At 58.4% G+C, this 23,925-nt stretch carries 24 protein-coding genes; 4 read left to right on the forward strand and 20 right to left on the reverse strand.

The annotated features are described in order from the left end of the window. Window positions 1-42: 42 nt before the first annotated feature. The gene (def, locus tag IFT84_RS03930) at window positions 43-567 is read right to left on the reverse strand and encodes a peptide deformylase (protein WP_192117591.1); all 525 of its coding nucleotides are present in this window, start codon (window positions 565-567) and stop codon (window positions 43-45) included. A gap of 121 nt (window positions 568-688) precedes the next feature. Here def and IFT84_RS03935 point away from each other — a divergent pair, with 121 nt between their 5' ends. Further along, window positions 689-1,840, forward strand: coding sequence for a DNA recombination protein RmuC (locus IFT84_RS03935; RefSeq protein ID WP_192117300.1), 1,152 nt, complete (start codon window positions 689-691; stop codon window positions 1,838-1,840). A gap of 85 nt (window positions 1,841-1,925) precedes the next feature. After that, window positions 1,926-2,825 (forward strand): ribokinase, encoded by a 900-nt coding sequence (locus IFT84_RS03940; RefSeq protein ID WP_192117301.1) that lies wholly within the window; start codon window positions 1,926-1,928, stop codon window positions 2,823-2,825. Window positions 2,826-2,903: 78 nt separating this feature from the next. Here the strand turns inward: IFT84_RS03940 and IFT84_RS03945 are convergent, their stop codons facing one another. Beyond that, window positions 2,904-3,866, reverse strand: coding sequence for a nucleoside hydrolase (locus tag IFT84_RS03945; RefSeq protein WP_192117302.1), 963 nt, complete (start codon window positions 3,864-3,866; stop codon window positions 2,904-2,906). A gap of 198 nt (window positions 3,867-4,064) precedes the next feature. On the opposite strand from IFT84_RS03945, the gene IFT84_RS03950 reads away from it, so the two are divergent. Next, window positions 4,065-4,496, forward strand: a complete 432-nt coding sequence (locus IFT84_RS03950; RefSeq protein ID WP_192117303.1) for an Hsp20 family protein — start codon at window positions 4,065-4,067, stop codon at window positions 4,494-4,496. Between the two features lie 47 nt (window positions 4,497-4,543). Beyond that, window positions 4,544-4,801, forward strand: a complete 258-nt coding sequence (locus IFT84_RS03955; protein WP_192117304.1) for a BQ00720 family protein — start codon at window positions 4,544-4,546, stop codon at window positions 4,799-4,801. Here IFT84_RS03955 and trmB read toward each other — a convergent pair. The 18 genes from trmB to IFT84_RS04045 all read right to left on the reverse strand — a co-directional run bounded on the left by trmB (window position 4,793) and on the right by IFT84_RS04045 (window position 23,756). After that, window positions 4,793-5,506, reverse strand: a complete 714-nt coding sequence (trmB, locus tag IFT84_RS03960) for a tRNA (guanosine(46)-N7)-methyltransferase TrmB (RefSeq protein WP_192117305.1) — start codon at window positions 5,504-5,506, stop codon at window positions 4,793-4,795. The two genes, IFT84_RS03955 and trmB, sit on opposite strands and share 9 nt — an antisense overlap. Then, on the reverse strand, window positions 5,503-6,744 hold the full coding sequence (gene metK, locus IFT84_RS03965; RefSeq protein ID WP_192117306.1) for a methionine adenosyltransferase: 1,242 nt from the start codon (window positions 6,742-6,744) through the stop codon (window positions 5,503-5,505). The genes trmB and metK overlap by 4 nt, the downstream gene beginning before the upstream one ends. 163 nt (window positions 6,745-6,907) lie before the next feature. After that, window positions 6,908-7,327: a helix-turn-helix domain-containing protein gene (locus tag IFT84_RS03970; RefSeq protein ID WP_192117307.1), complete on the reverse strand. Its 420-nt coding sequence runs from the start codon at window positions 7,325-7,327 to the stop codon at window positions 6,908-6,910. Window positions 7,328-7,482: 155 nt separating this feature from the next. Next, window positions 7,483-9,075: an apolipoprotein N-acyltransferase gene (gene lnt, locus IFT84_RS03975; RefSeq protein WP_192117308.1), complete on the reverse strand. Its 1,593-nt coding sequence runs from the start codon at window positions 9,073-9,075 to the stop codon at window positions 7,483-7,485. 100 nt (window positions 9,076-9,175) lie between these two features. Then, a complete protein-coding gene (locus IFT84_RS03980; protein WP_192117309.1) occupies window positions 9,176-10,327 on the reverse strand; it encodes a hemolysin family protein in 1,152 nt (383 codons plus the stop codon). A gap of 65 nt (window positions 10,328-10,392) precedes the next feature. Further along, window positions 10,393-10,920, reverse strand: coding sequence for an rRNA maturation RNase YbeY (gene ybeY, locus IFT84_RS03985; RefSeq protein WP_192117310.1), 528 nt, complete (start codon window positions 10,918-10,920; stop codon window positions 10,393-10,395). Further along, complete coding sequence (locus tag IFT84_RS03990; protein ID WP_192117311.1) at window positions 10,907-11,962, reverse strand: PhoH family protein; 1,056 nt, start codon at window positions 11,960-11,962, stop codon at window positions 10,907-10,909. Before IFT84_RS03990 ends, ybeY begins: the two co-directional genes overlap by 14 nt. Next, entirely contained in the window at window positions 11,959-13,383 is a 1,425-nt protein-coding gene (gene miaB / locus IFT84_RS03995) for a tRNA (N6-isopentenyl adenosine(37)-C2)-methylthiotransferase MiaB (RefSeq protein ID WP_446737562.1), read from the reverse strand. The genes IFT84_RS03990 and miaB overlap by 4 nt, the downstream gene beginning before the upstream one ends. 50 nt (window positions 13,384-13,433) lie before the next feature. Further along, entirely contained in the window at window positions 13,434-14,258 is an 825-nt protein-coding gene (locus IFT84_RS04000; RefSeq protein ID WP_244651063.1) for a lysophospholipid acyltransferase family protein, read from the reverse strand. Continuing rightward, window positions 14,248-14,676, reverse strand: coding sequence for a Fur family transcriptional regulator (locus IFT84_RS04005; RefSeq protein ID WP_192117313.1), 429 nt, complete (start codon window positions 14,674-14,676; stop codon window positions 14,248-14,250). The genes IFT84_RS04000 and IFT84_RS04005 overlap by 11 nt, the downstream gene beginning before the upstream one ends. Window positions 14,677-14,717: 41 nt before the next feature. Then, the gene (locus IFT84_RS04010) at window positions 14,718-15,179 is read right to left on the reverse strand and encodes a GNAT family N-acetyltransferase (RefSeq protein WP_244651064.1); all 462 of its coding nucleotides are present in this window, start codon (window positions 15,177-15,179) and stop codon (window positions 14,718-14,720) included. 23 nt (window positions 15,180-15,202) lie between these two features. Further along, entirely contained in the window at window positions 15,203-15,865 is a 663-nt protein-coding gene (tsaB, locus tag IFT84_RS04015) for a tRNA (adenosine(37)-N6)-threonylcarbamoyltransferase complex dimerization subunit type 1 TsaB (protein WP_192117315.1), read from the reverse strand. Beyond that, a complete protein-coding gene (locus IFT84_RS04020; protein WP_192117316.1) occupies window positions 15,862-16,428 on the reverse strand; it encodes a NifU family protein in 567 nt (188 codons plus the stop codon). Before IFT84_RS04020 ends, tsaB begins: the two co-directional genes overlap by 4 nt. Window positions 16,429-16,573: 145 nt before the next feature. Next, a complete protein-coding gene (locus IFT84_RS04025) occupies window positions 16,574-17,065 on the reverse strand; it encodes a universal stress protein (protein ID WP_192117317.1) in 492 nt (163 codons plus the stop codon). Window positions 17,066-17,118: 53 nt separating this feature from the next. Further along, window positions 17,119-18,183 carry a tryptophan--tRNA ligase gene (trpS, locus tag IFT84_RS04030; protein ID WP_192117318.1) on the reverse strand — a complete coding sequence of 355 codons (1,065 nt, stop codon included), beginning with the start codon at window positions 18,181-18,183 and terminating at the stop codon, window positions 17,119-17,121. Between the two features lie 58 nt (window positions 18,184-18,241). Beyond that, the gene (murJ, locus tag IFT84_RS04035; RefSeq protein WP_192117319.1) at window positions 18,242-19,804 is read right to left on the reverse strand and encodes a murein biosynthesis integral membrane protein MurJ; all 1,563 of its coding nucleotides are present in this window, start codon (window positions 19,802-19,804) and stop codon (window positions 18,242-18,244) included. Beyond that, window positions 19,801-22,632: a [protein-PII] uridylyltransferase gene (locus IFT84_RS04040; protein WP_192117320.1), complete on the reverse strand. Its 2,832-nt coding sequence runs from the start codon at window positions 22,630-22,632 to the stop codon at window positions 19,801-19,803. The genes murJ and IFT84_RS04040 overlap by 4 nt, the downstream gene beginning before the upstream one ends. Window positions 22,633-22,721: 89 nt before the next feature. After that, window positions 22,722-23,756: a helix-turn-helix domain-containing protein gene (locus IFT84_RS04045; protein ID WP_192117321.1), complete on the reverse strand. Its 1,035-nt coding sequence runs from the start codon at window positions 23,754-23,756 to the stop codon at window positions 22,722-22,724. Window positions 23,757-23,925 lie beyond the last annotated feature (169 nt).

Raw genomic sequence — 23,925 nt, forward strand, 5'->3', positions numbered from 1 at the left:
ATATTCTTTTCGATCCTCGCTTCGCGCCGGTCGGAATATGCTCTAAAGCTTGGCTGAGGATTTCCCCTTGGCAAGCTTCGTGAATTTTTTGACCACCATTTCGCGCTTCAACCGCGAAACATAATCGATGAACAAGACGCCGTTCAAATGGTCGATTTCATGTTGCAGGCAGGTGGCGAGCAGCCCATCGGCCTCGACAATCTGCTGCTTGCCGTCACGGCCCAGATATTGGACAGTGATGGAAGCCGGACGCTCGACCTCGGCAAAATAATCGGGAATGGACAGGCAGCCCTCTTCATAGACCGAGCGCTCATCCGACGATGTCAGCACTTCCGGGTTCATGAACACCTGTGGCTGCGGTGCCTCGCCTTCCTTTGCCAGATCAATGACCAGCATCCGGCGCGGCACACCCACCTGAATAGCCGCCAGCCCGATGCCCGGCGCATCATACATTGTTTCCAGCATATCGTCCGCCAGACGCAAAATCTCGGAATCGACGGTTTCCACAGGGCGCGACACCTCGCGCAGCAACGGATCAGGAAGGATTATCAGCGGTTTTATCGTCATGGCGCTCTGATAACCGATCTTTGGCCGCGATGGAATTCCGGTGTTGAACATTTTTATGACGCCCATATTTGTTCTCTTTATGATCTGGATTTTGTATGGGTTTCTGCTAATGTCCCCGCCCATGGAAACTGATCACCTTAGCCAAACTCTCTATAACTTGACCCAAAGCCCCTACGCGCTGCCTGTCATGTGCGGTGTCTGCGTCCTTCTGCTGGTGATCCTGCTGCTGCGTGGGCGAACGCGGGCCACAGACCATGCGGGCGAGCAGATGGACGCGCTCTTGCATGCGCAGGCCGAGATGCAGGGTCGCATTGCTGCGATGGCTGATGTGTTCAGCACCCGGCAAGCGGAACTCAACCAGTCGATCAACCAGCGTATCGATGGCATGACCCACCGAATTGGCACGACACTGACCGAGCAGACCAAGACCACCCACGATAATCTACGCCGATTGCAGGAACGGCTGGCTGTCATCGACACCGCACAGAACAACATTCAGACTCTGGCGAAAGACGTGGTGGGCCTGCAAGCCATTCTGTCCAACAAGCAGACACGCGGCGCTTTCGGCCAGTCGCGCATGGAAACCATCATCGCCGATGCTCTGCCCATGCATGCCTATGCTTTTCAGACCACACTTTCCAATGGGTCAAGGCCGGATTGCACGATCAGGATGCCGAACGGCCAGCCCGCTCTTGTGGTCGATGCCAAATTCCCGCTGGAAGCCTGGAATGCGATTCGCGCCGCACGCGATGCCGAAGCAGCCAAGCAGGCCGCCATGCGCTTTCGCCGCGATCTGGATGTGCATATCAAGGACATCGCAACGAAATATCTGATTCCCGGCGAGACGCAGGAAACCGCTTTTCTGTTCGTACCGTCGGAATCCATTTTTGCGGATATTCACGAGCGTTTTGAGAGCATCGTGCAGAGTGCCAACCGCGCGCGCGTGGTCATTGTTTCGCCATCACTGCTGATGCTGTCCATTCAGGTCATTCAGTCCATTCTGCGTGATCAGCGGATGCGCGAGCAGGCCCACCTCATTCAGGGAGAGGTTATCCGGCTGATGGAGGACCTGACCCGGCTGGACGATCGTGTGCGAAAATTACAGGGGCATTTTTCCTCCGCGCAAAAGGATGTGGAACAGATCCTCACCTCCAGTGAAAAGATGGCAAAACGCGGGAGCCGCATCGAGGCCATGGAGTTCGAGACGCCGAGCGCGTTAACCCCACCGGAGCGAAGCGGTCAGTTGAAGCTTCGGGTGGTCGACGACGAGTAACGCGCCCATTGCGTCTATCAGAGCGTTGACGACAGCGGACTGAATCGGGCAGTGTCGCGAAAAATGAAACAACAAGGCCACCTCCATGATTACAGTGTTCGGCTCCATCAACATGGACCTTATTGCAACAACCGCCCGTCTGCCGAAGCCCGGTGAAACGGTGGCCGGAACCGGCTTTTCCACCGCCGCAGGCGGCAAGGGCGCCAATCAGGCGCTGGCGGCAAAGCGCGCCGGTGCTGAGGTGCGCATGGTGGGCGCTGTTGGCAATGACCATTTTGCAGCCGATGCGTTGGCGCTTTTGAAAGAAGCCGGGACGGATTTAACCGCCGTCAAAACCGTGGAAGAGCCGACCGGCACAGCGCATATTCTGGTGGGTGGTGATGGCGAGAATGTCATCGTGGTGGTAGAAAGCGCCAATGGCCGGGTCACGGCAACTGATGCGCACGAGACCGTCGCGGCGCTCACCGCGGACGATATACTGATGCTGCAACTGGAAATCCCCGCGGCTTCAGTCGAGGCCGCTCTGGTCGCTGCAAAAGCCAAGGGCCTCACCTCCATCATCAATATTGCACCGCTGACAGATGATGCCGAACGCCTTGGCCGAATGGCCGATATCGTTATTGCCAATGAAACCGAATTCGAGCTTCTCGCTGGCGCGCACAATTTGACTGCGGAGGCGCGTGAAGCGGCCATGAAAACGCTGCATGACGAGACCGGCCAGACGCTGATCGTGACGCTGGGGGGCGATGGCGTGGTGGCTATCAAAGCTGGCGCGATGTATCGCGCCCGGGGATTGACCATCGAACCAGTCAATACGGTCGGTGCTGGCGATACCTTCTGCGGCTATTTCGCCGCCAGCCTGAATGAAGGTCTGGACTTCGAGGCAGCGCTTCGCCGCGCCGCCGTCGCCGGATCACTCGCTTGCCTGAAACCCGGCGCACAACCGGCCATTCCGACAGCAAATGAGGTTGCTGCGAAGCTCTGAGATCTAAGCTAGATTCGTGCAGACAATCCCTGTGCTGAACACCAGGGATTGTCTGCACGGGGATACGACCGAACCGCTTTACTGCAATCGTCCAATCCGCTCCGTTAGAAGCGCAAAAAAGCCATCGTCATCGATATCGCGCATCACAAGCGCGTTGTGCTTACGGTCCGTTACCTGCCACCAGTCCACCACTGTCATGCCCACCGTCAGCGGCGATGTCACTTCGACTTCGACATTGCATCGGCGGCCTTTAAACAGGTCCGGGCGGAGCAGATAGGCAATCACGGTTGGATCGTGAAGCGGTGCGCCATCCGAGCCATACTTCTCCGCATCAAAACGCTCGAAGAATTGCAGCATGGCCACCATGGCCTGCGCAGGCTTTGTACCGAGCGCCCGCAGCTTCTCGACACGCGCCTTATGCGTCAAAACCTTGTGCGTCACATCCAGCGGCATCATGACGATCGGAGCACCGGCACGGAACACGATGTCAGCGGCCTCCGGATCCACGAATACATTGAACTCCGCTGTCGGCGTAATATTGCCACCCTCGAAAAAGCCCCCGCCCATCATGACGATTTCGCGGATTAGCGGCACAATTTCGGGCGCCTTTTGGAAAGCCAGCGCAATATTGGTCAACGGGCCAAGCGTGCAAAGCGTAACCGTGCCGGGCGCCTCGCGCTTGAGCGTCTCAACAATGAAATCCACCGCATGGCCGGGGGCAAGCTGCATTTGTGGCTCCGGCCAATCCGGGCCATCCAGACCGGTTTTGCCGTGCACATGCTCCGCCGTTACCAGCGGACGCTTCAGCGGCGCATCAGCTCCGGCATAAATGGCAATGTCGGGACGCCCGCAAAGTTCAGCCAGCAGCCGGGCATTGCGCTCTGTCATGGCCAAGGGAACGTTGCCCGCAACAACCGTGAGGCCCAGAATATCCAGTTCATCAGGGCTGCCGAATGCCATCATGATCGCAGCAGCATCGTCCTGCCCCGGGTCAGTATCGATGATGATTTTTCTACGTTCGCTCTTTCTAAGCTCGTTCATGGGCCGCCTCTGGTTTGGCTTGAAAACTTCGTCTTATCATAGGTTTTGCGACGGCCCCTGTCCAAACATCTAATGTCCAAATATCTGATCTCCAAACATCTTGCAGAGCCGCCCTCCAGCCGCCATATAAATTGCCGGGATGCCGCTTGCGGGTCCCGCGAACAAAGACAAGGTCGCTTCTCGCAAGGACTGAACCGTATGACCCGTATGACGCCGTTTGCCAGCCCCCTCCTTCTGGGCTTTGACACCATGGAAAAGACCCTTGAGCGCATCGCCAAGGGCAATGACGGATACCCTCCCTACAATATTGAACGCGTTCGCTCCGACGCCACCAGTGGCGACCCGGAACGGCTGTTGATTACGCTTGCGGTCGCAGGTTTTTCCGAGGACGAACTGGACGTGACTGTGGAGGAAAACCAGTTGGTGATCCGGGGTCGCCAAATCGATCTGGGAGATCGGGAATACCTGTACCGCGGTATTGCAGCGCGCCAGTTTCAGCGCATGTTCGTGCTGGCCGATGGAATGCATGTGCTGGGCGCCGAATTGAAGAACGGCCTTCTGGCTGTCAGCCTGGTGCGTCCCGAACCGGCCCGTATGGTAAAGAAAATTAACATTTCCGTCCCAGAGTAGAGTTTGGCTGGTCGCGTGCTGATCAGCCCATTTACGGAGGCTGACCCATGGGACTGAAAGACGCAAACGCCAACTTGTCACGCCATGAGTTGGAGCATCTGGGTGCTGGCGAGGTGGGCTACATCCGCAAAATGCGCGCGGATGATGTGTCACGGTGCTTTCCGGAAGCACCTCGCATGGACCCCGGTCTGGATCTTTGGGCTCTGTTTGGCGCAGATGGCACGCCCATCCTGCTCACCGACAACCGCTCCAGCACGTTTTACAAGGCTGCCGAAGACGAGTTGCGGACTGTCAGCCTACACTGACGGCTCAATACGGCGAAACGTGAGATAGGCCGATTCGCGGCCTTCCCGCTTTGCCTTCGCTTCATACCGGGTGCCGGGCCAGGTTGGATACGGCGTCAGCCAATCAGCGGCATTTCTCGCTGTCCATTCGAAGGCAGCATGCGCATGACAGTGGACAAGCGTCCAGTTGATATAGCTGTCTATGTCGGATGCAAAGCAAAAGACGCCGCCCGGTTTCAGGACTCGGGCAAAACGGTCGAGATTGACCTCGGATACGAAGCGCCGTTTCCAATGCTTACGCTTGTGCCACGGGTCGGGGTACAGCAAATCGATCTGGTCGAGACAGGCATCCGGCAGCCAATCCAGAACCTGCGTAGCATCGTCATCATAGAGACGGATGTTGCGCGCACCCCGCGCTTCAATTTGCGCAATCAGCTTCGCCATGGAGTTGACGAACGGCTCCACGCCGATAAAGCCTGTTGACGGGTTTTCCACCGCGCGGTGAATCAAATGCTCCCCGCCACCGAACCCGATCTCCAACCGGACGCGCTCGACCGTTTCGGGAAACAGCGTTTTCACATCCGAAGGGGCTGTTTCCGTCAAATCAAGCTTCAGCGCAGGCAAAACCTTGTCCAGATGCACAATCTGCGCATCTCTCAACGGCTTTCCCTTGCGGCGGCCATAGAAGGCTTCTGTCGCCCGGGTGCGGCGTGGTTCGTCCGTCATGCGGCAGCGACTGCCTCTTTCAGTGCCTTGACGAGATCGAGCTTTTCCCACGAGAAGGAGCCGTCACGACCGGCCTTGCGGCCAAAGTGGCCATAGGCGGATGTCTTGGCATAAATCGGCTTATTGAGGTCCAGATGGCGGCGAATACCGGAGGGTGAGAGGTCCATAGTCGCGCGAATGGCGGCCTCAACCTTATCCTCAGTTACCTTGCCTGTTCCATGAAGGTCAACATAGATCGAGAGCGGCTGGGCCACGCCGATGGCGTAGGCGATCTGGATCGTGCAACGGTCGGCCAAGCCTGCGGCAACGACGTTCTTTGCGAGGTAGCGTGCCGCGTAAGCAGCTGACCGGTCAACCTTTGTCGTATCCTTGCCCGAGAACGCGCCGCCACCGTGGGGCGCTGCACCACCATAGGTGTCCACAATGATCTTGCGGCCAGTCAGCCCTGCATCCCCATCCGGTCCGCCAATCACGAATTTGCCGGTCGGGTTGATGTACCAGTTGCAATCCTCGGCGATTTTAATGTCCGACAGGGCATCACGAATCACCGGCTCGACGACGCTGCGCACCTTGGCGGAATTCCAGCTTTCATCCAGATGCTGCGTGGACAGAACGATGGACACCACTTCCTCCGGCTTACCGTCCACGTAGCGCACGGTCACTTGGCTCTTGGCGTCAGGTCCAAGCCTGCCCAAATCACCCTCGCCCGCTTTGCGCGCCGTGGCCAGAAGATTGAGTATACGGTGGGAGTAATAGAGCGGTGCGGGCATGAGCTCCGCGGTTTCCCGGCAGGCATAGCCAAACATGATGCCTTGGTCGCCAGCGCCCTCATCGCCCTGCCGATCTGCGGCGTTGTCCACGCCTTGGGCTATATCGGCGGACTGCGAGTGAAGCAGCACATCAATGCGCGCGGTCTTCCAGTGAAAACCATCCTGCTCATAGCCGATATCGCGAATGGCGCGGCGTGCTGCGGTTTTGAATTTGGCCGGATTGATAACGTCGTTTCCGTTGCGGTCTTTTTTCATCAGGCTGGGCGGCAAACGCACTTCACCGGCAATCACCACGCGGTTGGTGGTAGCCAGAGTCTCGCAGGCAATGCGCACTTTCCAGACGTCAACGCCAGTTTTGGCCGCTTCTCGGTAGACGAGATCCACAATCTCGTCGGAAATCCGATCGCACACTTTGTCCGGGTGACCTTCGGATACGGACTCGCTGGTAAACAGATAGTTCTGGCGCATGCGGGCATTCCCCTCAATGAAAACAGCTCTTGTTTGTTAGCCAGTTCATACGCAAAACTCAAGAGGGACAAAAGGACATAAATATATGTTTATATCTCCTGCAGCGAGGACAAGAAAAAAGCGGCCTTACGCCGCTTTGTTCCCAACAACGCTCAATCAAGCGTTATTCCACTTCCGCGTCTGCGGACAGAGCCTTGACGAGATCCACGACCTTGCGGCGTACCTTTGGATCTGAAATCTTGACGAAAGCGCGATTGAGTTGAAGGCCTTCTGAGGAGGACAGAAAGTCAACAACATAGTTGGAACTGGAGGCCTCGGCCATGCCTGGCTGGTTGCCGTTGTTCTCACCCGGCGCGTCTTCGAAGAAAAAGGACACAGGCACATTGAGAATGCCAGAAATATTCTGCAGACGGCTTGCACCAACGCGGTTGGTTCCCTTTTCATATTTCTGAATCTGCTGAAACGTGATCCCGAGGCTTTCACCCAGTTTTTCCTGACTCATGCCCAGCATGGTCCGGCGAAGACGAATCCGACTTCCAACATGGATATCAATCGGGTTTGGCTTCTTTTTATTTTCAATCATGACATTGTCCTAACAAGCGAAATTACTGCTGCCTGAATACCAGCACATCTAAAAGCGAATTCCACATGTCGAACACCGTCATGGGGACAAAAAACGAATTTAGAATAGGGTAATATAGCAGACAGAAACTACTATGCAATTTTAGGGGTTTTCGGTCAATTCTTCATGAAAATAAAACCTCTGCGGGTAAACAGGGCCACCACCAGCATGAAAGCAGCCATGACGGCGAAGATGGCATTCTGGGTTGCAATGCTCTGAATCTGCTTTGGTTTTTCCGGAAGCGGCGTATCGATGAAGCCCTTCACGTTGAAATCGAGCCCGGCGGAGACGCGCCCTTGCGCATCAACAACCACGGAAATTCCACTGTTTGCGGCGCGTATCAACGGCACGCCGGTCTCTACCGCGCGAATCTGTGCCTGATGGAAATGCTGGTACGGGCCGGGTGAGTCGCCATACCACGCGTCGTTTGTCACATTCAAAAGTGCGGTGGCCTGCGTGATTTGAGGATCGATTTCGTAGGGGAAAATCGCTTCGTAACAGATCAGCGGGTAAAACGTCGCACCACCCGGAAGCGGCAGCAGCGTGTGCTCCAGTGCTGCGGAAAATCCACCCGGCATCGCTACTGGGTCAACGCCCCATGATGCAAGAAGCGACGCGAACGGCATATACTCCCCAAACGGCACCAGATGCACCTTGTCCGCTGCCGCTATAATCTGGCCCTGATCGTCAATGGCATAGATGGAATTATAGTACCGCGCTTCACCGCCGCCTTGTGCCGGTTCGGCACGCACCGCGCCAGCCAGCAAGATCTGCCCGTCCTGCAATACGTCGGCAATGCGCGCCAGACCCTCAGGATTATCGGTCAGAAGAAACGGAACCGACGTTTCCGGCCAGACGATCATATCGGGCCGCCGATCTCCCGGCTTTGGTGGTGCGGCGGTCAAGCTCAAATGCTCTTCGAAAATTGTTCTCGCCGCTGCATCGTCCATTTTCATGGTCTGCGCGATCACGGGCTGGACCAGCCGCACGATTTTGCCGGTCTGGTCGGCTTTCGCTTGCGGAACCTGATAGAGAATGAACGCGCCGTAGCCGACATGCGCCGCCAGCATTACGCTTGCGAGAACAAGGCCAATACCCGCGCCGCGCCGTGTGCCTATCAAAGCCGGAGCGGCATAAACGAACACAGACAGCAATGTGATGCTGTAAATTCCCAGAGGCGCAACGGACTGCATCATCAGCGGAACTGGCATTGCGGTCTGGCCGATGGCGTTCCAAGGAAAACCGGTGAAAACAAAGCTGCGGAGCCACTCCATGACCGCAAATGCGATGGCCAAGGCAGCAATTCGTCCCCAGCTATCGGACCAGAGCATGCGCGCCAGCATGGTCGCAAAACCGTAGAACAGGCCCAGCGCCGCCGGAAGCCCGAGCACCGCTAACGGCAGCGCCCAGGCAAATTGTTCGGCCTCCACCAGCAGCGCATTGCCCAGCCACCAGAGCCCGCCGAGGAAATAGCCGAAACCAAACCACCAGCCGACCCGAAAAGCAGGAAACTGCCGACGCAGATAACCGTGGTGCGCCTGCCCCGTCGCTCCATCGAGAAGCCAGACGAGAAGAGAGAAGGACACGAACATGGCAGCAAAGAAGCCAATCGGCTGGAGTGCCAGCACACCGAACAGGCCTGCGCAAAACGCCAGCAGCGCCCGCCGCCAGCCAGACATCATCATGATGCCGCCCGCCAGTCTTTCCATAGAGCCTCCATTCTTCGCATCAGCGCGAAGCGCCAACGGTACACTCTCTATAATTCGAATAAGCTTATAGACCGTTAGCAGGAAAGGAATGCGCGCGAAATTACGATGTTTCGTCTTTTCTCACTGCATCAGCGTCCTGCGTGGCTCCGCTGGCTTGATCGCCGTCCAGTTTGAGCGGTCGCCTGCGGGGTGCCGTTCGCTTGCGCACAATGCGCACCCGCCGCACCCGCCGCGGATCGGCCTCCAGCACATGAAACTCGAAACCGGGCAGCGCCTGAACGACCTCGCCGCGCGCCGGAATGCGCCCGAGGGACGCAAAGATCAGACCGCCGAGGGTATCCACATCCTCAATCCGGTCCTTGATATCGAAATCCGGGCCGATGGCTTCGGCGATCTCTTCCAGTTCCACGCGGGCGTCGGCCACGAACACATCATCGGACGTGCGGGCAAACATCACTTCCTCATCGTCATGCTCGTCTTCGATATCGCCAACGACCATTTCGACAATATCTTCCAGCGATGCGAGACCGTCCGTGCCGCCATATTCATCGATGACCAGCGCCATCTGCGTGCGGCTTGCCTGCATACGCTGCATCAGGTCCGATGCCAGCATGGAGGGTGGCACGAACAGAACCGGGCGAATGATGCCGGCTTCCTCGACTGTCTTGTCCAGATCGACACGCGTCATATCGAAGACAGGTTTTGGTTGACGGGCCGGTTTGTCGGAGGTTTCATCGTCGCTGGGCACGTTCGCGGCCGCCATGCCAGCCATATGCGTGTTGTACGCCTGCTTGGTAACATAGCCGAGAAGATCGCGGATATGGACCATGCCACGCGGATCATCCAGACTTTCGCTGTAGATCGGCATGCGAGAGCGGCCGGATTCCTCGAACAGAATCATCAGTTCGCCAATGGTCACCGTCAGGTCGACGGCTTCGATATCGGCCCGGGGCACCATCACGTCTTCGACGCGAACCTCACGGAAGCGAAGAATATTGTTGAGCATCGCCCGCTCTCCGGGCGAAAAGGCCGTATCATTATCGGAGTCGGTGGACAGCGCATCGGCGAGCGCCTCACGCATGCTGGACCCGCTGGAATTGCGCCAGATGCGCGCGGCCCGCGCCCAGAAGGAATTCGGTTTTGCGCTGCTCTCGGGCTTCTGCGCGGGGGGACTACTGCCGCCCTCCTCGTTACTGGGGGGCTCTGCGTCGTCTGTATCAGCCGCTAGGGGCTGTGCTCTTAAGTCGGTCATTGTTCCAAACTGTTTGATCGGGCACGCATCCGTTGGACGCCATATAGGGCGTCGGTCCGAATGAATTAAGGCGCAACGTCATTTTCCCCGTATGGATCAGATAGGCCAAGACGGGCGAGAATGCGAGTCTCCAACCCTTCCATTTCGTCGGCTTCCTCATCATCCATATGGTCATAGCCCAACAGATGCAGGAAACCATGCACCAGAAGATGGGTGCAATGATCGTCAAAACTTTTGCTCAACTCGGCTGCTTCGCGCACTAGGGTTTCATGCGCGAGTATGATATCGCCCAGCATGGGCCCCGGCATATCCCCCGGCTCCACAGGAAAAGCGGGAAAGGACAGAACGTTTGTGGGCTTGTCCTGGCTGCGCCACTGCGCGTTGATCTTGCGGATCGACGCATCATCGGTAAACAGCAGGGACACCTCCACGCCATCGTCCGGGAACGGTTGCCCCGTCTCCCCTGCCAGAAAGACGGCCGCTTCACTCAGCACCTCGTCAGCACGGACCAGCAACGTTTGCATATCCGGCCACGAGCCGTTTTCTATGCTGATCTGTATTTCAAGCGTGATCGGTGTTTCAGCGTCCGACATTCAGGCTCTCGTCCGGCACGGCAGTCTGCGCTTCGTAGGCGCGCACGATGCGCGCCACCATCGGGTGGCGCACAACGTCCACATCCTTGAAGCGCACGACCGAGACGCCTTCCACATCGTGCAGAACCTGCAAGGCATCCACCAGCCCGGATTTGACCCCGCGCGGCAAGTCCACCTGGCTTGGGTCGCCGGTTACGATCATGCGGCCGTTTTCACCCAGACGCGTCAAAAACATTTTCATTTGCATGGTGGTCGTGTTCTGCGCTTCGTCGAGAATCACCACGGCATTGCCGAGCGTGCGCCCACGCATGAAGGCAAGCGGGGCAATTTCGATGACGCCCGCCGTAATGGCGCGCTCCACCTTGTCACCCGGCATCATATCATAGAGCGCATCGTAGAGTGGCCGCAGATACGGATCGACCTTTTCCTTCATATCGCCGGGCAGGAAGCCCAGACGTTCGCCCGCCTCCACGGCAGGGCGCGACAGAATGATGCGATCCACCGCGCCGCGCTCCAGAAGCTGGGCGGCGTAGGCGACAGCGAGATAGGTCTTGCCGGTTCCGGCGGGGCCGACGCCGAACACGAGTTCGGAGCGTTCCAGCGCGCGGATGTACACATCCTGCGTCGGCGTACGGGCGGCAATGGTTTTCTTGCGTGTGGAAATCTGCGCCATCGTCAGCTTGGCCTTGCGTTCCATCGTGGGCAGGCTCAACTGATCATCAGCCGCAACGGCCATGCGGATTGCACCTTCCACATCGGAGGTTTCGATGCTGCCGCCATTCTGCAATTTGCCGTAGAGGTAATCCAGCGCGCGGCGGGCCTGATTGGTGGCCAGTGTTTCACCGGAAATGGCCACGGCATTGCCACGCGGACGCATATCCACATGCAGGCGCTGTTCGATAAGCTTCAAATTCTGGTCGAACTGGCCAAACAGTTCGCTGGCAAACCTGTTGTTGTCGAATGTCAGCACGAAGTGATTGGCGTCTGTCGCAGCAGGTGTGGACGGACGCGCGGGCGATGAGATCAGTTCGTGTTCGTTCAAGCGGGCAGGCTCCCTAAGGTCTCGACGTTGATGGCTTCGGCAAACAGACTGTTGTTGCCGGCTGCGGTGATTCGTACCGAAATAATGTCACCGATTTGCGAAGTCTTTGCATCAATATTCACAGGCTGCAACCATGGCGATCGTCCCACAAGCTGCCCCGGCATACGACCGGGCTTTTCCAGCAGCAGATCAATCGTTTTACCCACACATTGTTCCGCAAACGCCCGCTGCTGGCGCACAAGCAAAGCTTGCAGCCGTTCCAGCCGCGCGGTCTTTACGTCTTCGGGCACCTGATCGGTCAAATCCGCGCCGGGCGTGCCGGGCCGCGTGGAGTATTTGAACGAAAATGCCTGCGCATACCCGACCGTTTCCACCAGACGTAGCGTGTCCTCGAAATCCTGATCGGTCTCGCCGGGGAAGCCGACGATAAAGTCACCCGACAAGGCGAGATCAGGTTTCACTGCCTTGATCCGCTCGATCAACGCAATGTACTGCGCTGCCGTATGGCGGCGGTTCATGGCTTTCAGGATACGATCCGAGCCGGACTGAATCGGCAAATGCAGATAGGGCATCAACGCGGGTAAATCGCGATGCGCCGCAATCAAGCTGTCATCCATATCGCGTGGATGGCTGGTGGTGTAGCGCAACCGTGCAACGCCCGGAATTTTGGCAAGACAGTGCAGCAACTCACCCAGTCCCCATGTCCGACCGTCCGGTCCTTCGCCGTGCCAGGCGTTAACGTTCTGGCCAAGCAGCGTAATTTCGCGCACACCGGCATCCGCCAGCTTTTCGGCCTCGCGCAGGATCTGCGAAACGGGGCGCGATACCTCGGCACCGCGCGTATATGGCACAACGCAGAAGGTGCAGAACTTGTCGCACCCCTCCTGCACGGTCAAAAAGGCGGTAACGCCGCGCGCGCGGGTTTTGGCCTTGTCCGGTGCAGGCAGATGCTCGAATTTATCCTCGATGGCGTAATCGGTTTCCACCACGCGTTCGCCGTTTTTGGCGCGCCTTAGCGCTTCCGGCAGACGGTGATAGGTCTGTGGGCCGATGACCAGATCGACAGCCGGGGCGCGGCGAAGAATCTCGGCACCCTCGGCCTGAGCGACACAACCGGCAACGCCGATCATCATCTCGCGCCCCTCTGCGGCATGCTGCTTTTTCAAATCGCGGAGGCGACCCAGAGCGGAGTAGACTTTTTCCGCCGCTTTTTCGCGGATATGACAGGTGTTCAGCAGAACGAGATCGGCATCTTCCAGCACATCGGTGGCGACGTAGCCGTCTTTTGCGAGCGCGTCCGTCATACGGTCGGAATCGTACACGTTCATCTGACAGCCGTAGGTTTTGACAAAAACCTTGCGGGTGTTCGGTCGCTCGGAAATCAGTTCGCCTGCGGGCATGCGCGTCATATGTTCGGTCATAGCGCTTGTTTATCTGATATAGTCTATAAATTGAAGTGTTTTAAAAGCACTCACAACCGGCCACGAAGCGCGCGAATGAGAATGGTGCGCAACCGGCTTTCCACCTCACGGCTGACGAGCTTGCGGTTGCTGTCGGCGGCATAAGCGACGGGATCGCCAAAGACCACATCCACCTCCAGCGCCCCTTCCCGCAACACACCCATGAGGTGTGGCAGCAGCGTGATATCACCGGGCCATGCGGCAATGGGCCGGTGGTAGCGGCCCATTGCCATGCCGTGAACGCCGGTATAGGCGATGGCGACGGGTTGGATATGCACGGGGTTTTGTGGGTCTTCACGCACGGCGGAGGCCGCCGCGCCGAACAGCGAGGTTTTTATATCCAGAAGACGGTTGCCGTCCGATGTCGTGCCTTCGGGAAACAGCACAACGATTTCACCGGCCTTCATACGATTGCCGATTTCATCGCTTTGCTCACCAACCTTGCGCTTCATCTCCCGCTCTACGAAGATCGTTCTCTGCAAACGGGCAAGAGCGCCGAAGACCGGCCAATCGCGCACCTCGGATTTGGCAACGAACGTAACATCCAGAACCGACCCCAGAACCAGGATATCGCTCCACGATACATGGTTGGATGCCAGCATGAGCGGCCTCTGCGCAGAGGGAACGCCGTGAACGCGTACGCGGAGGCCCATCATGGTGCAAACGGCGCGGTGCCACAGCCGCGGCAGGGAGCGGGCGAATTTCAACCGGAGTTTGATGAACAGCACTTGCAGTGGCAGCAGCACGAGCGTGATCGCAACGATGCCGACGAGCACCAGACCAACGCGCAGCCGCGTTACAAAACCGGAGCGGGAGACGGAGATGTCATCCATCATCTTTGGTCAGGGGAATACCGTAAAGCTCCAGCCGATGCTCCACCAGACGGAAGCCGAGCTCACGCGCAATGCGCTCCTGCAGGGCTTCGATTTCCGGAGAGTGAAACTCGATCACCGTCCCTGTCTTCAGATCGATCAGGTGGTCGTGGTGTTCGTCGGGCAGGGTTTCATAACGCGAGCGGCCATCGCGAAAATCGTGCCGTGCGATGATACCGGCATCCTCAAACAACTTGACGGTGCGGTAGACAGTGGACAGCGAAATCTTGGAATCGACGCTGGCCGACCGGCGGTAGAGTTCTTCCACGTCTGGATGATCGATGGATGATTCCAGCACCCGGGCGATCACGCGACGCTGCTCGGTCATCCGCATGCCGCGCTCTGCGCAGAGATCCTCCAGCGATTTTTCGAATTCGGTCATGCGTTCCGCGTCCAGGGGCCGAAACCGGCAAATGCCATCCTCTAACGAAGATCGGCCTTCATGACAAGCGCGGTAGACCGTCCGCCCACCGCATCCTTGTAGTAGGCCTTGCGCTCCCCCACCGTCTCAAAGCCCAGCTTGCGATAGAGACCAATGGCAGCCGGATTGCCTGCATCGACCTCCAGAAACAGGGCGTGCATGCCCTCCTGTGCCAGTTTCTGCATGGCAGCGCGCATCAACCGCCATCCGAGCCCGTGGCGCGCCATGCGGCTATCAACGGCCAGCGTCAGAATTTCGGCTTCATCCGCGGCGCCACGGGCAAGCACGAAGCCGCCAATGGCCTTGATCCCGGTCGCGGGTCGCGCCACGAAGCCGACCACGCCCTTTTGCACCAGAAGGCCGTGAAACGCGCCACTGTCCCAAGGGTGCGGAAAACGCGTTTTGTGAAGCCCGGCAACCGCCGGGCAATCACTGGTGACCATGGGAAAAACATCAAAAATCATGGGAGACGTGTAAAAGCCGAACATTACTGATGCGCGATAGCGAAGCCTACCTGCGGCTTGGCATCCGGCCCGCGCAGATACAGGGGCTTGGGCTTATCGATATTTGCGTCTGCCAACGCGCCGAGACGGGCGACGGTGGCAATGTCGAAATCGTTCATACCCACGGTCCCGGGGCGCAACAGGGCTGCGCCGGAACCAACGATACGCCCTTCAAAGTCCGAAAAGCGCGCTTTAGCGTCTTCCAGACCGATGGCGACCGGTTCCCCCATGCTGGCACCCGACGCATCGAATAGCTGACAATAGAGCTCATCGCGCTTGGCATCCATCGCAGCAAGAACAGCTGTACCATCCGGCTGCCCTTGCGCTGCCAGACCATGCGCTGCCAGAACATGCAAGGTGGAAACCCCAACTGCGGGAATGCCGAGCGCCAGGCCAAGTCCCCGCGCTGTCGCGACGCCAACCCGAATGCCGGTAAAGGAGCCAGGTCCAATCGTCACCGCGATGCGCTCAACGGCTTCCAGCGTTTTGCCGCTTTGCGCAAGCGCCTGCTCGATGAACCCCATCAATTGCTCCGCGTGCCCGCGTCCAATATCGGCAGAGGCGCGGCCTAGCAGTTCACCGCGCGCACTGTCATAGACAGCCGCCGTGCAGTTTGTGCCTGCGGTATCAAGGCCGAGCAGAATCACATCGCTTCCACTTCCTGCACTTCGGGAATGAAGTGGCGAAGCAGGTTCTGGACGCCATGCTTCAATGTTGCGGTGGAGGAAGGGCAACCCGAGCAAGCGCCCTTCATGTTGAGAAACACGGTGCCATCACGGAAGCCCTTGAAGGTGATATCGCCACCGTCCTGTGCAACGGCTGGACGAACGCGCGTTTCCAGCAGTTCCTTGATGGTCGCAACGATGGTCTCATCGCCGGGCTCGAAAAATTCACCTTCGAGATCGTCCGCTTCCGTCGTGGAAGCCGATGCCATCACCGGCTGCCCGGACATGAAGTGCTCCATAATGGAGCCGAGAATGGCAGGCTTCAGGTGCTGCCACTCATAATCCGACTTGGTAACGGTGATGAAATCGTAACCAAAGAAGACACCGGAGACGCCGGGGACGGAAAACAGGCGGGCCGCGAGCGGCGACTGCGCGCTGGCTTCCGCTGCATTGCGAAACTCAGCCGTATCGTTTTCCAGCACGATTTTGCCGGGCAAGAACTTGAGCGTTGATGGGTTTGGCGTCGATTCAGTCTGGATGAACATTTTTTCTCCAATCAGCCGGGACAGATCGACCGGGCAACAGCCATCCCTGCTACCGGGGAAACTGCATCAATGAATTTAGAACTGTTATAAAGATAGTCCGTTTCCATGACGGCTTCAAGATAAAGCTTGGGCGTAACGATCAACTTTAACTGAGCGCGTCAATTTCCTCGTCCGTCAAAAGATCAGGCACCACGGTTACCGGAATGGGAAACGCTGCCGCCTTACCCGCGATGGACGATACCAGCGGGCCCGGTCCATCCTTGGCAGAACCTGCCGCAAGCACGAGAATCGAGATATCACGGTCCTCGTCGATCAGCGCGTGGATCTGCTCGGTCGCATTGCCCTCGCGGATCACGATTTCCGGCTCTATGCCAATGGTTTCCCGCACGGTCTGCGCCACCTTTGCCAAGGTATTTTCGGCCTCCTCGCGCGCTTCCGCCCGCATGATTTCTTCCACACCCAGCCAATGCTGAAAATCACCATCGGCGATAACGTACAGAAGCACGATGCCGCCATTGGTATTTTTGGCGCGGCGTCCGGCGTAGTGCACGGCGCGGCCGCATTCGGGCGTATCATCAATGACCGCCATGAACTTGCGGCGGTGGCCTTCCAGTCGTGAGAGGCGTGGTGAAACCATTCTGAGCCTTTACCTCTGGATCGTTGAATCAGGCAGTTATATCGTGGCTAAGCTTATTGCAGAAAGCCGATGATGTCGCGCACTTCCTTCATGGTCTTTGTCGCCCGGTCGCGTGCCCGCTCACCGCCTTGGCGCAAAATCCCATCAATATGCGTTGTATCTTCCATCAGGCGGCGCATTTCGCCGGTAATGGGTGACAGCACATTGACGGCCAGTTCGATCAAGGCTGGCTTGAATACGGAGAACTGAACGCCGCCGAACTCGCGCAAGACATCGGCCTTGCTGCTGCCTGCCAAGGCCGCGTAAATGCCAACAAGGTTATCGGCTTCCGGTCTGCCTTTCAGGCCTTCCGTTTCGCTTGGCAGCGCGTCGGGGTCGGTCTTGGCCTTGCGGATCTTGCGGGCAATGGTTTCCGCGTCGTCCATCAGGTTGATGCGCGACAGGTCCGAAGCATCGGACTTCGACATTTTCTTGGTGCCGTCACGCAGACTCATGACACGCGGCGCGGGACCGTCGATCAATGGCTCTACCAGCGGGAAGTAACCGTGGATCGGCTCTTCACCGACCACCATATCCACGCCCTGTCCCGTTGCGCGGATTTTCTCCTGAAAATCGATGTTGAATTTCTGCGCGATATCGCGGGCCAGTTCCAGATGCTGCTTCTGGTCATCGCCCACAGGCACATGGGTTGCGCGGTACACCAGAATGTCGGCAGCCATCAGGCTTGGATAGGCCAAAAGCCCCAGCGAGGCGTTTTCGCGGTCCTTGCCGGCCTTGTCCTTGAACTGCGTCATGCGGTTCATCCACCCGATGCGCGCGACGCAATTGAATATCCATGCCAGTTCCGCGTGCTGCGGCACCGCCGACTGGTTGAAGACGATGTGCTTTTGCGGGTCCACACCCGACGCGATGAAGGCCGCCGCGATGGAGCGGATTTGCCCGCGCAGGTCCTCATGCACCAGTTGCGCGGTGATGGAATGAAGATCAACCACGCAATAGATACAATCATTGGTGTCCTGCAGGGCCACAAATTTGCGGATGGCACCGAGGTAGTTGCCGAGATGCAGATTGCCCGTCGGCTGAACGCCTGAGAAGACAAGCGGCTTGAATTCATTCATCGTCTATGTTCCTCGTCGACGCGTTCGAACGCGCTTATGCACGGGAGCGGGGTCTCGATCAAGACCCGCGTTTCACGCTGCGCCGGATCATCGCCATGCTGGCCCCGCCGGTGAGAAAGGCTGTGCCGAAGTACACGATCATAGCAACGGTCACGAGGCCCACCAGCGTCGGCGCACTCACCCACGCCGGAGAGGAGGATGCCAGCAACGAAGCCAGCCAGCGCATGGAAAACCAGATCGCCAGCGCCATAACCCCCGCCGAGAGAACCAGCCGGGGAATTCGCGTCAAAAGCGCGATGTCGCGCCCCCAATGACCACGCCAGACGAGCGTGGCAAAAAGCAGAATGGCATTGACCCAACCCGCCGTGATTTCCGCAATGGCGATGCCGCTAGCACCCAGACGCGGAAACAGCGTCATGGCCATACTGACATTGACCACCACCGAAAGCCCCGCAAACAACATGGGGGTTCTGGTATCTTCGCGGGCAAAAAATCCGGGAATGAAGGCTTTGATCAGCACGAAAGCGGGCAAGCCCAGCCCGTAGATCGCCAGAATATGGGACACGCGCACCGTTGCCTCGGCAGAGAACTGGCCGCGCTCAAACAGCATCCGCACAATCGGCTCTGCCATGACCAGCAGCGCGGCGGCGGCGGGGAGCGTCAGAAACAGCGTGAACTCAACCGACCGATTCTGCAGATTGGATGCCTGCGCCATGTTGCCGGAGCGAAGCGCCCGCGCCAGTTCCGGCAGCAATACGGTGGCAACCGCAATGCCGACGACACCCAGCGGCAACTGATAGATGCGGTCCGCATAGACCAGCGACGACAAGGCTCCCTCCTGCCCGGATGCGATAGCCGTATTGATCAAGAGGTTGATCTGCGTGATGCCACCGGTAATGGCCGCCGGCAGGGCAAGGAACAGCAGGCGGCGCACATTCTGCGTGAGGCGGGGACGCCGGAAGCCAATCTTGATACCTGCATTGCGCACGGCAACCCAGACGATGGCAAGCTGAACGAAGCCTGCCGCCATAACGCCCCATGCCAGATAGAAGCCGACCGTTATGGCGTCTCCTCCGGTCATCCACGCATAGGCCAGCACGCCGATGAGGATGACATTCAGAAACACCGGCGCAATGGCGGCTGCGAAATAGCGGTGCAGCGAGTTCAACATGCCCGCCATCATCGCCGCCAGCGACATGCAGGCCAGGTAAGGAAACATGATGGTGGCAAGCGCTACGGTGACGCCGAACTTCTGCGGATCGCTGACAAAGCCCGGTGCAATGACGGTGCGCACCAAGAGCGGCATGGACAGTTCCATGGCAATGGTCAGAGCCATCAGCACCGTAAACAGGACGCCGAACACTTCTTCAGAAAAGCGTTTTGCGCCCTCCATGCCATTGGCCTCGATTTCCTTGGCAAACAGCGGCACGAATGCAGCATTGAAGGCGCCTTCGGCAAACAGGCGGCGGAAGGTGTTTGGGAAGCGGAAGGCAGCATTGAAGGCATCGGCCACGGGGCCCGTACCCAAGGCTGCGGCCATGAAGGTTTCACGCACAAAACCGAACAGGCGACTGCCGAGCGTCGCGCCGCCAACCGTCGCGAACTTCTTGATAAGGCTCATGGTTCCGCCCTGATTTTCTTGATGGCCGATGCTGGAGGCGCAATCATGCCCGGCGGCATCCGGTCCCGCGCCTCGTCCGCCTCATCAGCCATCACAGCTTTCAGCCGCGCCACGATATTGGCCTGACGGTTTTCGTTGACCACCTGATGGCCGACCAGATCGGTGACGTAGAACGTATCGATCACCTTCTCTCCAAACGTGGTGATATGGGCCGATGCAATGTCGAGCGACAGATCGGACAGCACCGCCGTAACTTCTGACAGCAGACCGGTGCGGTCCAGACACTCGATTTCGATAACCGTGAATTTGTTGGACAGCGTGTTGCTGATCGTCACCGTCGGCGTCACGGTAAAGGTGCGGTGTCTGCGCCGACCCCGCATGCGGGTCGCAATCACCTCGGGCAGGCGCTTGGTGCCGGACAGCACATCCTCGATCATCCGGCCGATGGTGGCAGCACGGCGCGTTTCATCATCATCCACCGCAAATTCACGGTTGACCAAAATCGTATCCAGCGCCCGCCCATCGGCGGTCGTAAAAATCTGCGCATCCACGATGTTGGCACCGGCGGCAGCGCAGGCACCGGCAATCACCGTCAACAGGCGGGGATGGTCGGGCGAGAGCACCGTAATTTCGGTAATCGCGTGGAAAGAGTGCGTGCGCACCATGGTCGCCAGTGTTTTGCCTGCCCTGTCCGCCTCACGCACGAAAGCGGCATGGCGGACCTGATCCTCAATGGAAACAGACAGCAGATAGGGCTGATAATGCAGTTTGACGTAGGCGTCGCGCTCCGCCTCGCTCCAGCCGGGAAGCTCCGCATGCAGACGGGCACGCGCCTGTGCCGCCCGCTCCTTGCGCGGGGATTCGGAAAATCCACCGGAAATCAACAATTCCGTTTCATAATAGAGCGTGCGCAGAAGCTGGCCCTTCCAGCCATTCCACACGCCGGGGCCCACGGCGCGGATATCGCAGATAGTCAGTATCAGCAGCAATTTCAGCCGGTCGAGCGACTGAACGCGCTCGGCGAAATCGCGAATTGTCTGCCGGTCATTCAGGTCGCGAGTCTGGGCCACCATGGACATGGTAAGATGCTCCTGAATGAGCCAACTCACCAGTTCCGTCTGCTTGGCGTTAAGACCCAGACGCGGGCAAAGCTTGCGAGCCACCCGTGCGCCTGCCACCGAGTGATCCTCCGGCCTGCCCTTGGCAATGTCATGCAGCAGCACGGCCACATAGAGTGCCTCGCGCTCCTCGATGGACGGCATGAGCTGCACCGCCAGCGGATGGGCATCATCTTCCTTGCCTTGATCCACACGCGATAGCATTTTGACCGTGCGCAACAGATGCTCGTCCACCGTATAATGGTGGTACATGTTGAACTGCATCATCGACACGATCCGGCCGAATTCGGGGATGAACCGGCCCAGCACACCGGCCTCGTTCATGCGCCGCAGTATCAGTTCGGGATCGCGCCGTGAGGTCAGAACGGACAGGAACAGCCGGTTGGCCTCGTCATTCTCACGCAAGGCGGGGGTTATCAGCTTGAGTGATCGGGTGACATGTTTCAGGGCATCCGGGTGAAATTCCAGCCCGTTGATGTCAGCCACATGAAACAGGCGGATGATATTGACCGGGTCTTGCGCAAATACATCGGGCGCGGCCAGCATGATGCGGCCACGATCCTCGACGAAATCCAACGAACCGGCAATCTTGCGCGTGCGGTGGGTGAAGCGGCTAAACACCGCCGATAGCCCAGGCGCGTCCTTCGCCTGCTGGTCTTCGAGTGCCGCGCAGAAAATGCGGGTGAGGTCACCCACATTCTTCGCCACGAGAAAATAGTGCTTCATGAAACGCTCGACCGCCGACAGGCCCGGATGATCGTGATAACCGAGTGCTTCAGCAATCTCGCGCTGAATGTCAAACGACAGCCGCTCTTCCGCCTTTCCGGTCAAGAAGTGCATGTGGCAGCGCACGGCCCACAGAAAATCATCGGACTTCTGAAACAGCGTATATTCCTTGCGCGACAACACGCCCACGCGCACCAGATCGGCTGAGTTCTTGACGCGGTAGAAATACTTGGCAATCCAGAACAGCGTATGGATATCGCGCAGGCCGCCCTTGCTTTCCTTGACATTGGGCTCCACCAGATAGCGCGTATCGCCCGCCTTGCGGTGCCGCGCATCACGCTCGGCCAGTTTGGCGGCAATGAACTCCGGCCCGGTATTGCGCACGATTTCCTTGTCGAACCGGGTTGCCAGATCATTCGCCAGCGGCTCCGCCCCGCAGATAAAACGGCTTTCCAGAATGGCGGTGCGAATGGTCATGTCATCGCGGGAAAGGCGAATGCACTCATCGATGGTGCGGGTGGCGTGGCCAACCTTAAAGCCCATGTCCCACAGCACATACAGCATGAATTCGATCAGCGCAGTGTTCCAGCTTGCCTGACGGGTGGGCAGCAAAAACAGAAGATCGATATCCGATCCCGGTGCCAGCGTTCCCCGGCCATAGCCGCCAACGGCGGTAACGGCGATGCGCTCGGTAGCACCGGAGTGGGCAGCATTAACAATATGCGCCAGCGTGAATTCGTAGAGCGCGGTGATCAATCCATCCTGCACGTGCGAAATACGCCGCGCACAGGCAATGCCGCCGCCATCCTGAGTGAGCAGCGCGCGAGCCGTTTCGCGGCCTTGAGCATTGGTCTGCTTGAGAGCCGCCAACAGCGCCTGCCGACGCAGATCGGTATCGCGCTCTTGCGCTGCAATGGCCTGCAATTGGAGGTTCAGTGCGTCAAAATCGAGAATGTCGGACAGTACAAAATCGTCGTCGGTCATTTTAAAGCCCAAGTGCCGGATGCCACCAAGGCAAGTGCTATAAAGCAGTTCAAGGGAAAGTGCGAAGCGGTTTTCTGTCTGACGCTGAGTTAAATAAAATGCTCTGGACCGGTTGCATCCGGAATGACAGCGGGCGTCTTGGCTTCCGTTGCCCGCTTTTCGGCCCGCCACTGCGAAGGACTGACGCCGGTCACGCGGCGAAATTCGCGGTTGAAATTGGACTTGGTGGAAAAGCCGCAGTCAAACATGATTTGCGTAACCGGTGCCCTGGTTTCCGTCAACAGACGGCAGGCTTCGGCAATGCGGCGGTTGTTCACGAACTGCGAGACGTTCAGGCCAGTTGCCCGGTTGATGGCTGCTGATACATCGCGCGCAGGCAACCGAACGGCTTTTGCCAGCCGCGCAAGGCTCAAATCTTCACGGCGGTAAATGTCGTTCGTGTCCAGCGCGGTGAGCAGCGATTGCACAATCTCGTCATCCCGTGGGTCTGCAACGGTTGTCTCCACCGCGACCGGCAGACGGGCGGGAACGGCGAAAAATACGAGCAGAATGGCGATAACACCGAGATTGATCAGCCCGACCGCCACGGGAACATCGGCGTTACCGTTGACTGTGACATACAGAACCAGCGCACCATCGGTCAGGCCGAAAAAGATCAGCAAGAGACCCGTCAATTGTGCAGCCCGCAGCGCCAGCGGCAGCGTGTTCAACCCCGCCCGTGCAAACCCCGGCCCTGTCACCAGCCGCAGCAGCAAGATGCCGTAACCGATAAAAATGCAGAACAACAGTGGATCGACCAGCATTCTGGCAGCCAGCACGGCCAACAGCACGGCGACGACGGGCAGCGCGTGGACCCAGGCTTTTGCAATGCGGGCCTCCACCAGTGTGCGAAACCCCAGAAACGCCAGCGGCGGCATGGCCGAGGCCGTCACCGGCTGCAGCGGCATCAACGCATCCACGCCATAGCCGAAGCGCAGGCCGACAATCAGCCCCTGCAACAGGCAGAGGCACAGAAACGCGAAGAATGACCATTTCGACCCCGGCACATCCGCGTGACGCACGGCGCGGTACAGCGCAAACACGAACAACGGCATGACGACGAACGGCAGGGGCACTGTAAACATTCGGGGTCCATAAGCAATTTCAGCACAAGCGACAACGACTTTACGTCCGGGCGATGCGTCAAAACAAGTGGTCGAACATGTCCAAAGACCTCGATCGCGATCAAGGTCGCCGGATGGCAGGGATAGTGTGTGTTGGGGCCGAACTCAACCCAATGCGAGTAAGCCCCAC

The organism is Rhizobium sp. CFBP 8762, assembly GCF_014841565.1.
Lineage (GTDB): Bacteria > Pseudomonadota > Alphaproteobacteria > Rhizobiales > Rhizobiaceae > CFBP-8762.

Coding starts and splice junctions, on each gene's coding strand:
- metK (WP_192117306.1), bottom strand. CDS start 6,744: ATGCGCCAGAACTATCTGTTTACCAGCGAGTCCGTATCCGAAGGTCAC.
- miaB (WP_446737562.1), bottom strand. CDS start 13,383: ATGACCGAACATATGACGCGCATGCCCGCAGGCGAACTGATTTCCGAG.
- IFT84_RS03980 (WP_192117309.1), bottom strand. CDS start 10,327: ATGACCGACTTAAGAGCACAGCCCCTAGCGGCTGATACAGACGACGCA.
- IFT84_RS03940 (WP_192117301.1), top strand. CDS start 1,926: ATGATTACAGTGTTCGGCTCCATCAACATGGACCTTATTGCAACAACC.
- IFT84_RS04005 (WP_192117313.1), bottom strand. CDS start 14,676: ATGACCGAATTCGAAAAATCGCTGGAGGATCTCTGCGCAGAGCGCGGC.
- def (WP_192117591.1), bottom strand. CDS start 567: ATGACGATAAAACCGCTGATAATCCTTCCTGATCCGTTGCTGCGCGAG.
- lnt (WP_192117308.1), bottom strand. CDS start 9,075: ATGGAAAGACTGGCGGGCGGCATCATGATGATGTCTGGCTGGCGGCGG.
- IFT84_RS03945 (WP_192117302.1), bottom strand. CDS start 3,866: ATGAACGAGCTTAGAAAGAGCGAACGTAGAAAAATCATCATCGATACT.
- IFT84_RS04000 (WP_244651063.1), bottom strand. CDS start 14,258: ATGATGGATGACATCTCCGTCTCCCGCTCCGGTTTTGTAACGCGGCTG.
- IFT84_RS04020 (WP_192117316.1), bottom strand. CDS start 16,428: ATGTTCATCCAGACTGAATCGACGCCAAACCCATCAACGCTCAAGTTC.
- IFT84_RS04025 (WP_192117317.1), bottom strand. CDS start 17,065: ATGGTTTCACCACGCCTCTCACGACTGGAAGGCCACCGCCGCAAGTTC.
- IFT84_RS04040 (WP_192117320.1), bottom strand. CDS start 22,632: ATGACCGACGACGATTTTGTACTGTCCGACATTCTCGATTTTGACGCA.
- IFT84_RS04010 (WP_244651064.1), bottom strand. CDS start 15,179: ATGATTTTTGATGTTTTTCCCATGGTCACCAGTGATTGCCCGGCGGTT.
- IFT84_RS03950 (WP_192117303.1), top strand. CDS start 4,065: ATGACCCGTATGACGCCGTTTGCCAGCCCCCTCCTTCTGGGCTTTGAC.
- trpS (WP_192117318.1), bottom strand. CDS start 18,183: ATGAATGAATTCAAGCCGCTTGTCTTCTCAGGCGTTCAGCCGACGGGC.
- trmB (WP_192117305.1), bottom strand. CDS start 5,506: ATGACGGACGAACCACGCCGCACCCGGGCGACAGAAGCCTTCTATGGC.
- ybeY (WP_192117310.1), bottom strand. CDS start 10,920: ATGTCGGACGCTGAAACACCGATCACGCTTGAAATACAGATCAGCATA.
- IFT84_RS04045 (WP_192117321.1), bottom strand. CDS start 23,756: ATGTTTACAGTGCCCCTGCCGTTCGTCGTCATGCCGTTGTTCGTGTTT.
- IFT84_RS03935 (WP_192117300.1), top strand. CDS start 689: ATGGAAACTGATCACCTTAGCCAAACTCTCTATAACTTGACCCAAAGC.
- murJ (WP_192117319.1), bottom strand. CDS start 19,804: ATGAGCCTTATCAAGAAGTTCGCGACGGTTGGCGGCGCGACGCTCGGC.
- IFT84_RS03955 (WP_192117304.1), top strand. CDS start 4,544: ATGGGACTGAAAGACGCAAACGCCAACTTGTCACGCCATGAGTTGGAG.
- IFT84_RS03970 (WP_192117307.1), bottom strand. CDS start 7,327: ATGATTGAAAATAAAAAGAAGCCAAACCCGATTGATATCCATGTTGGA.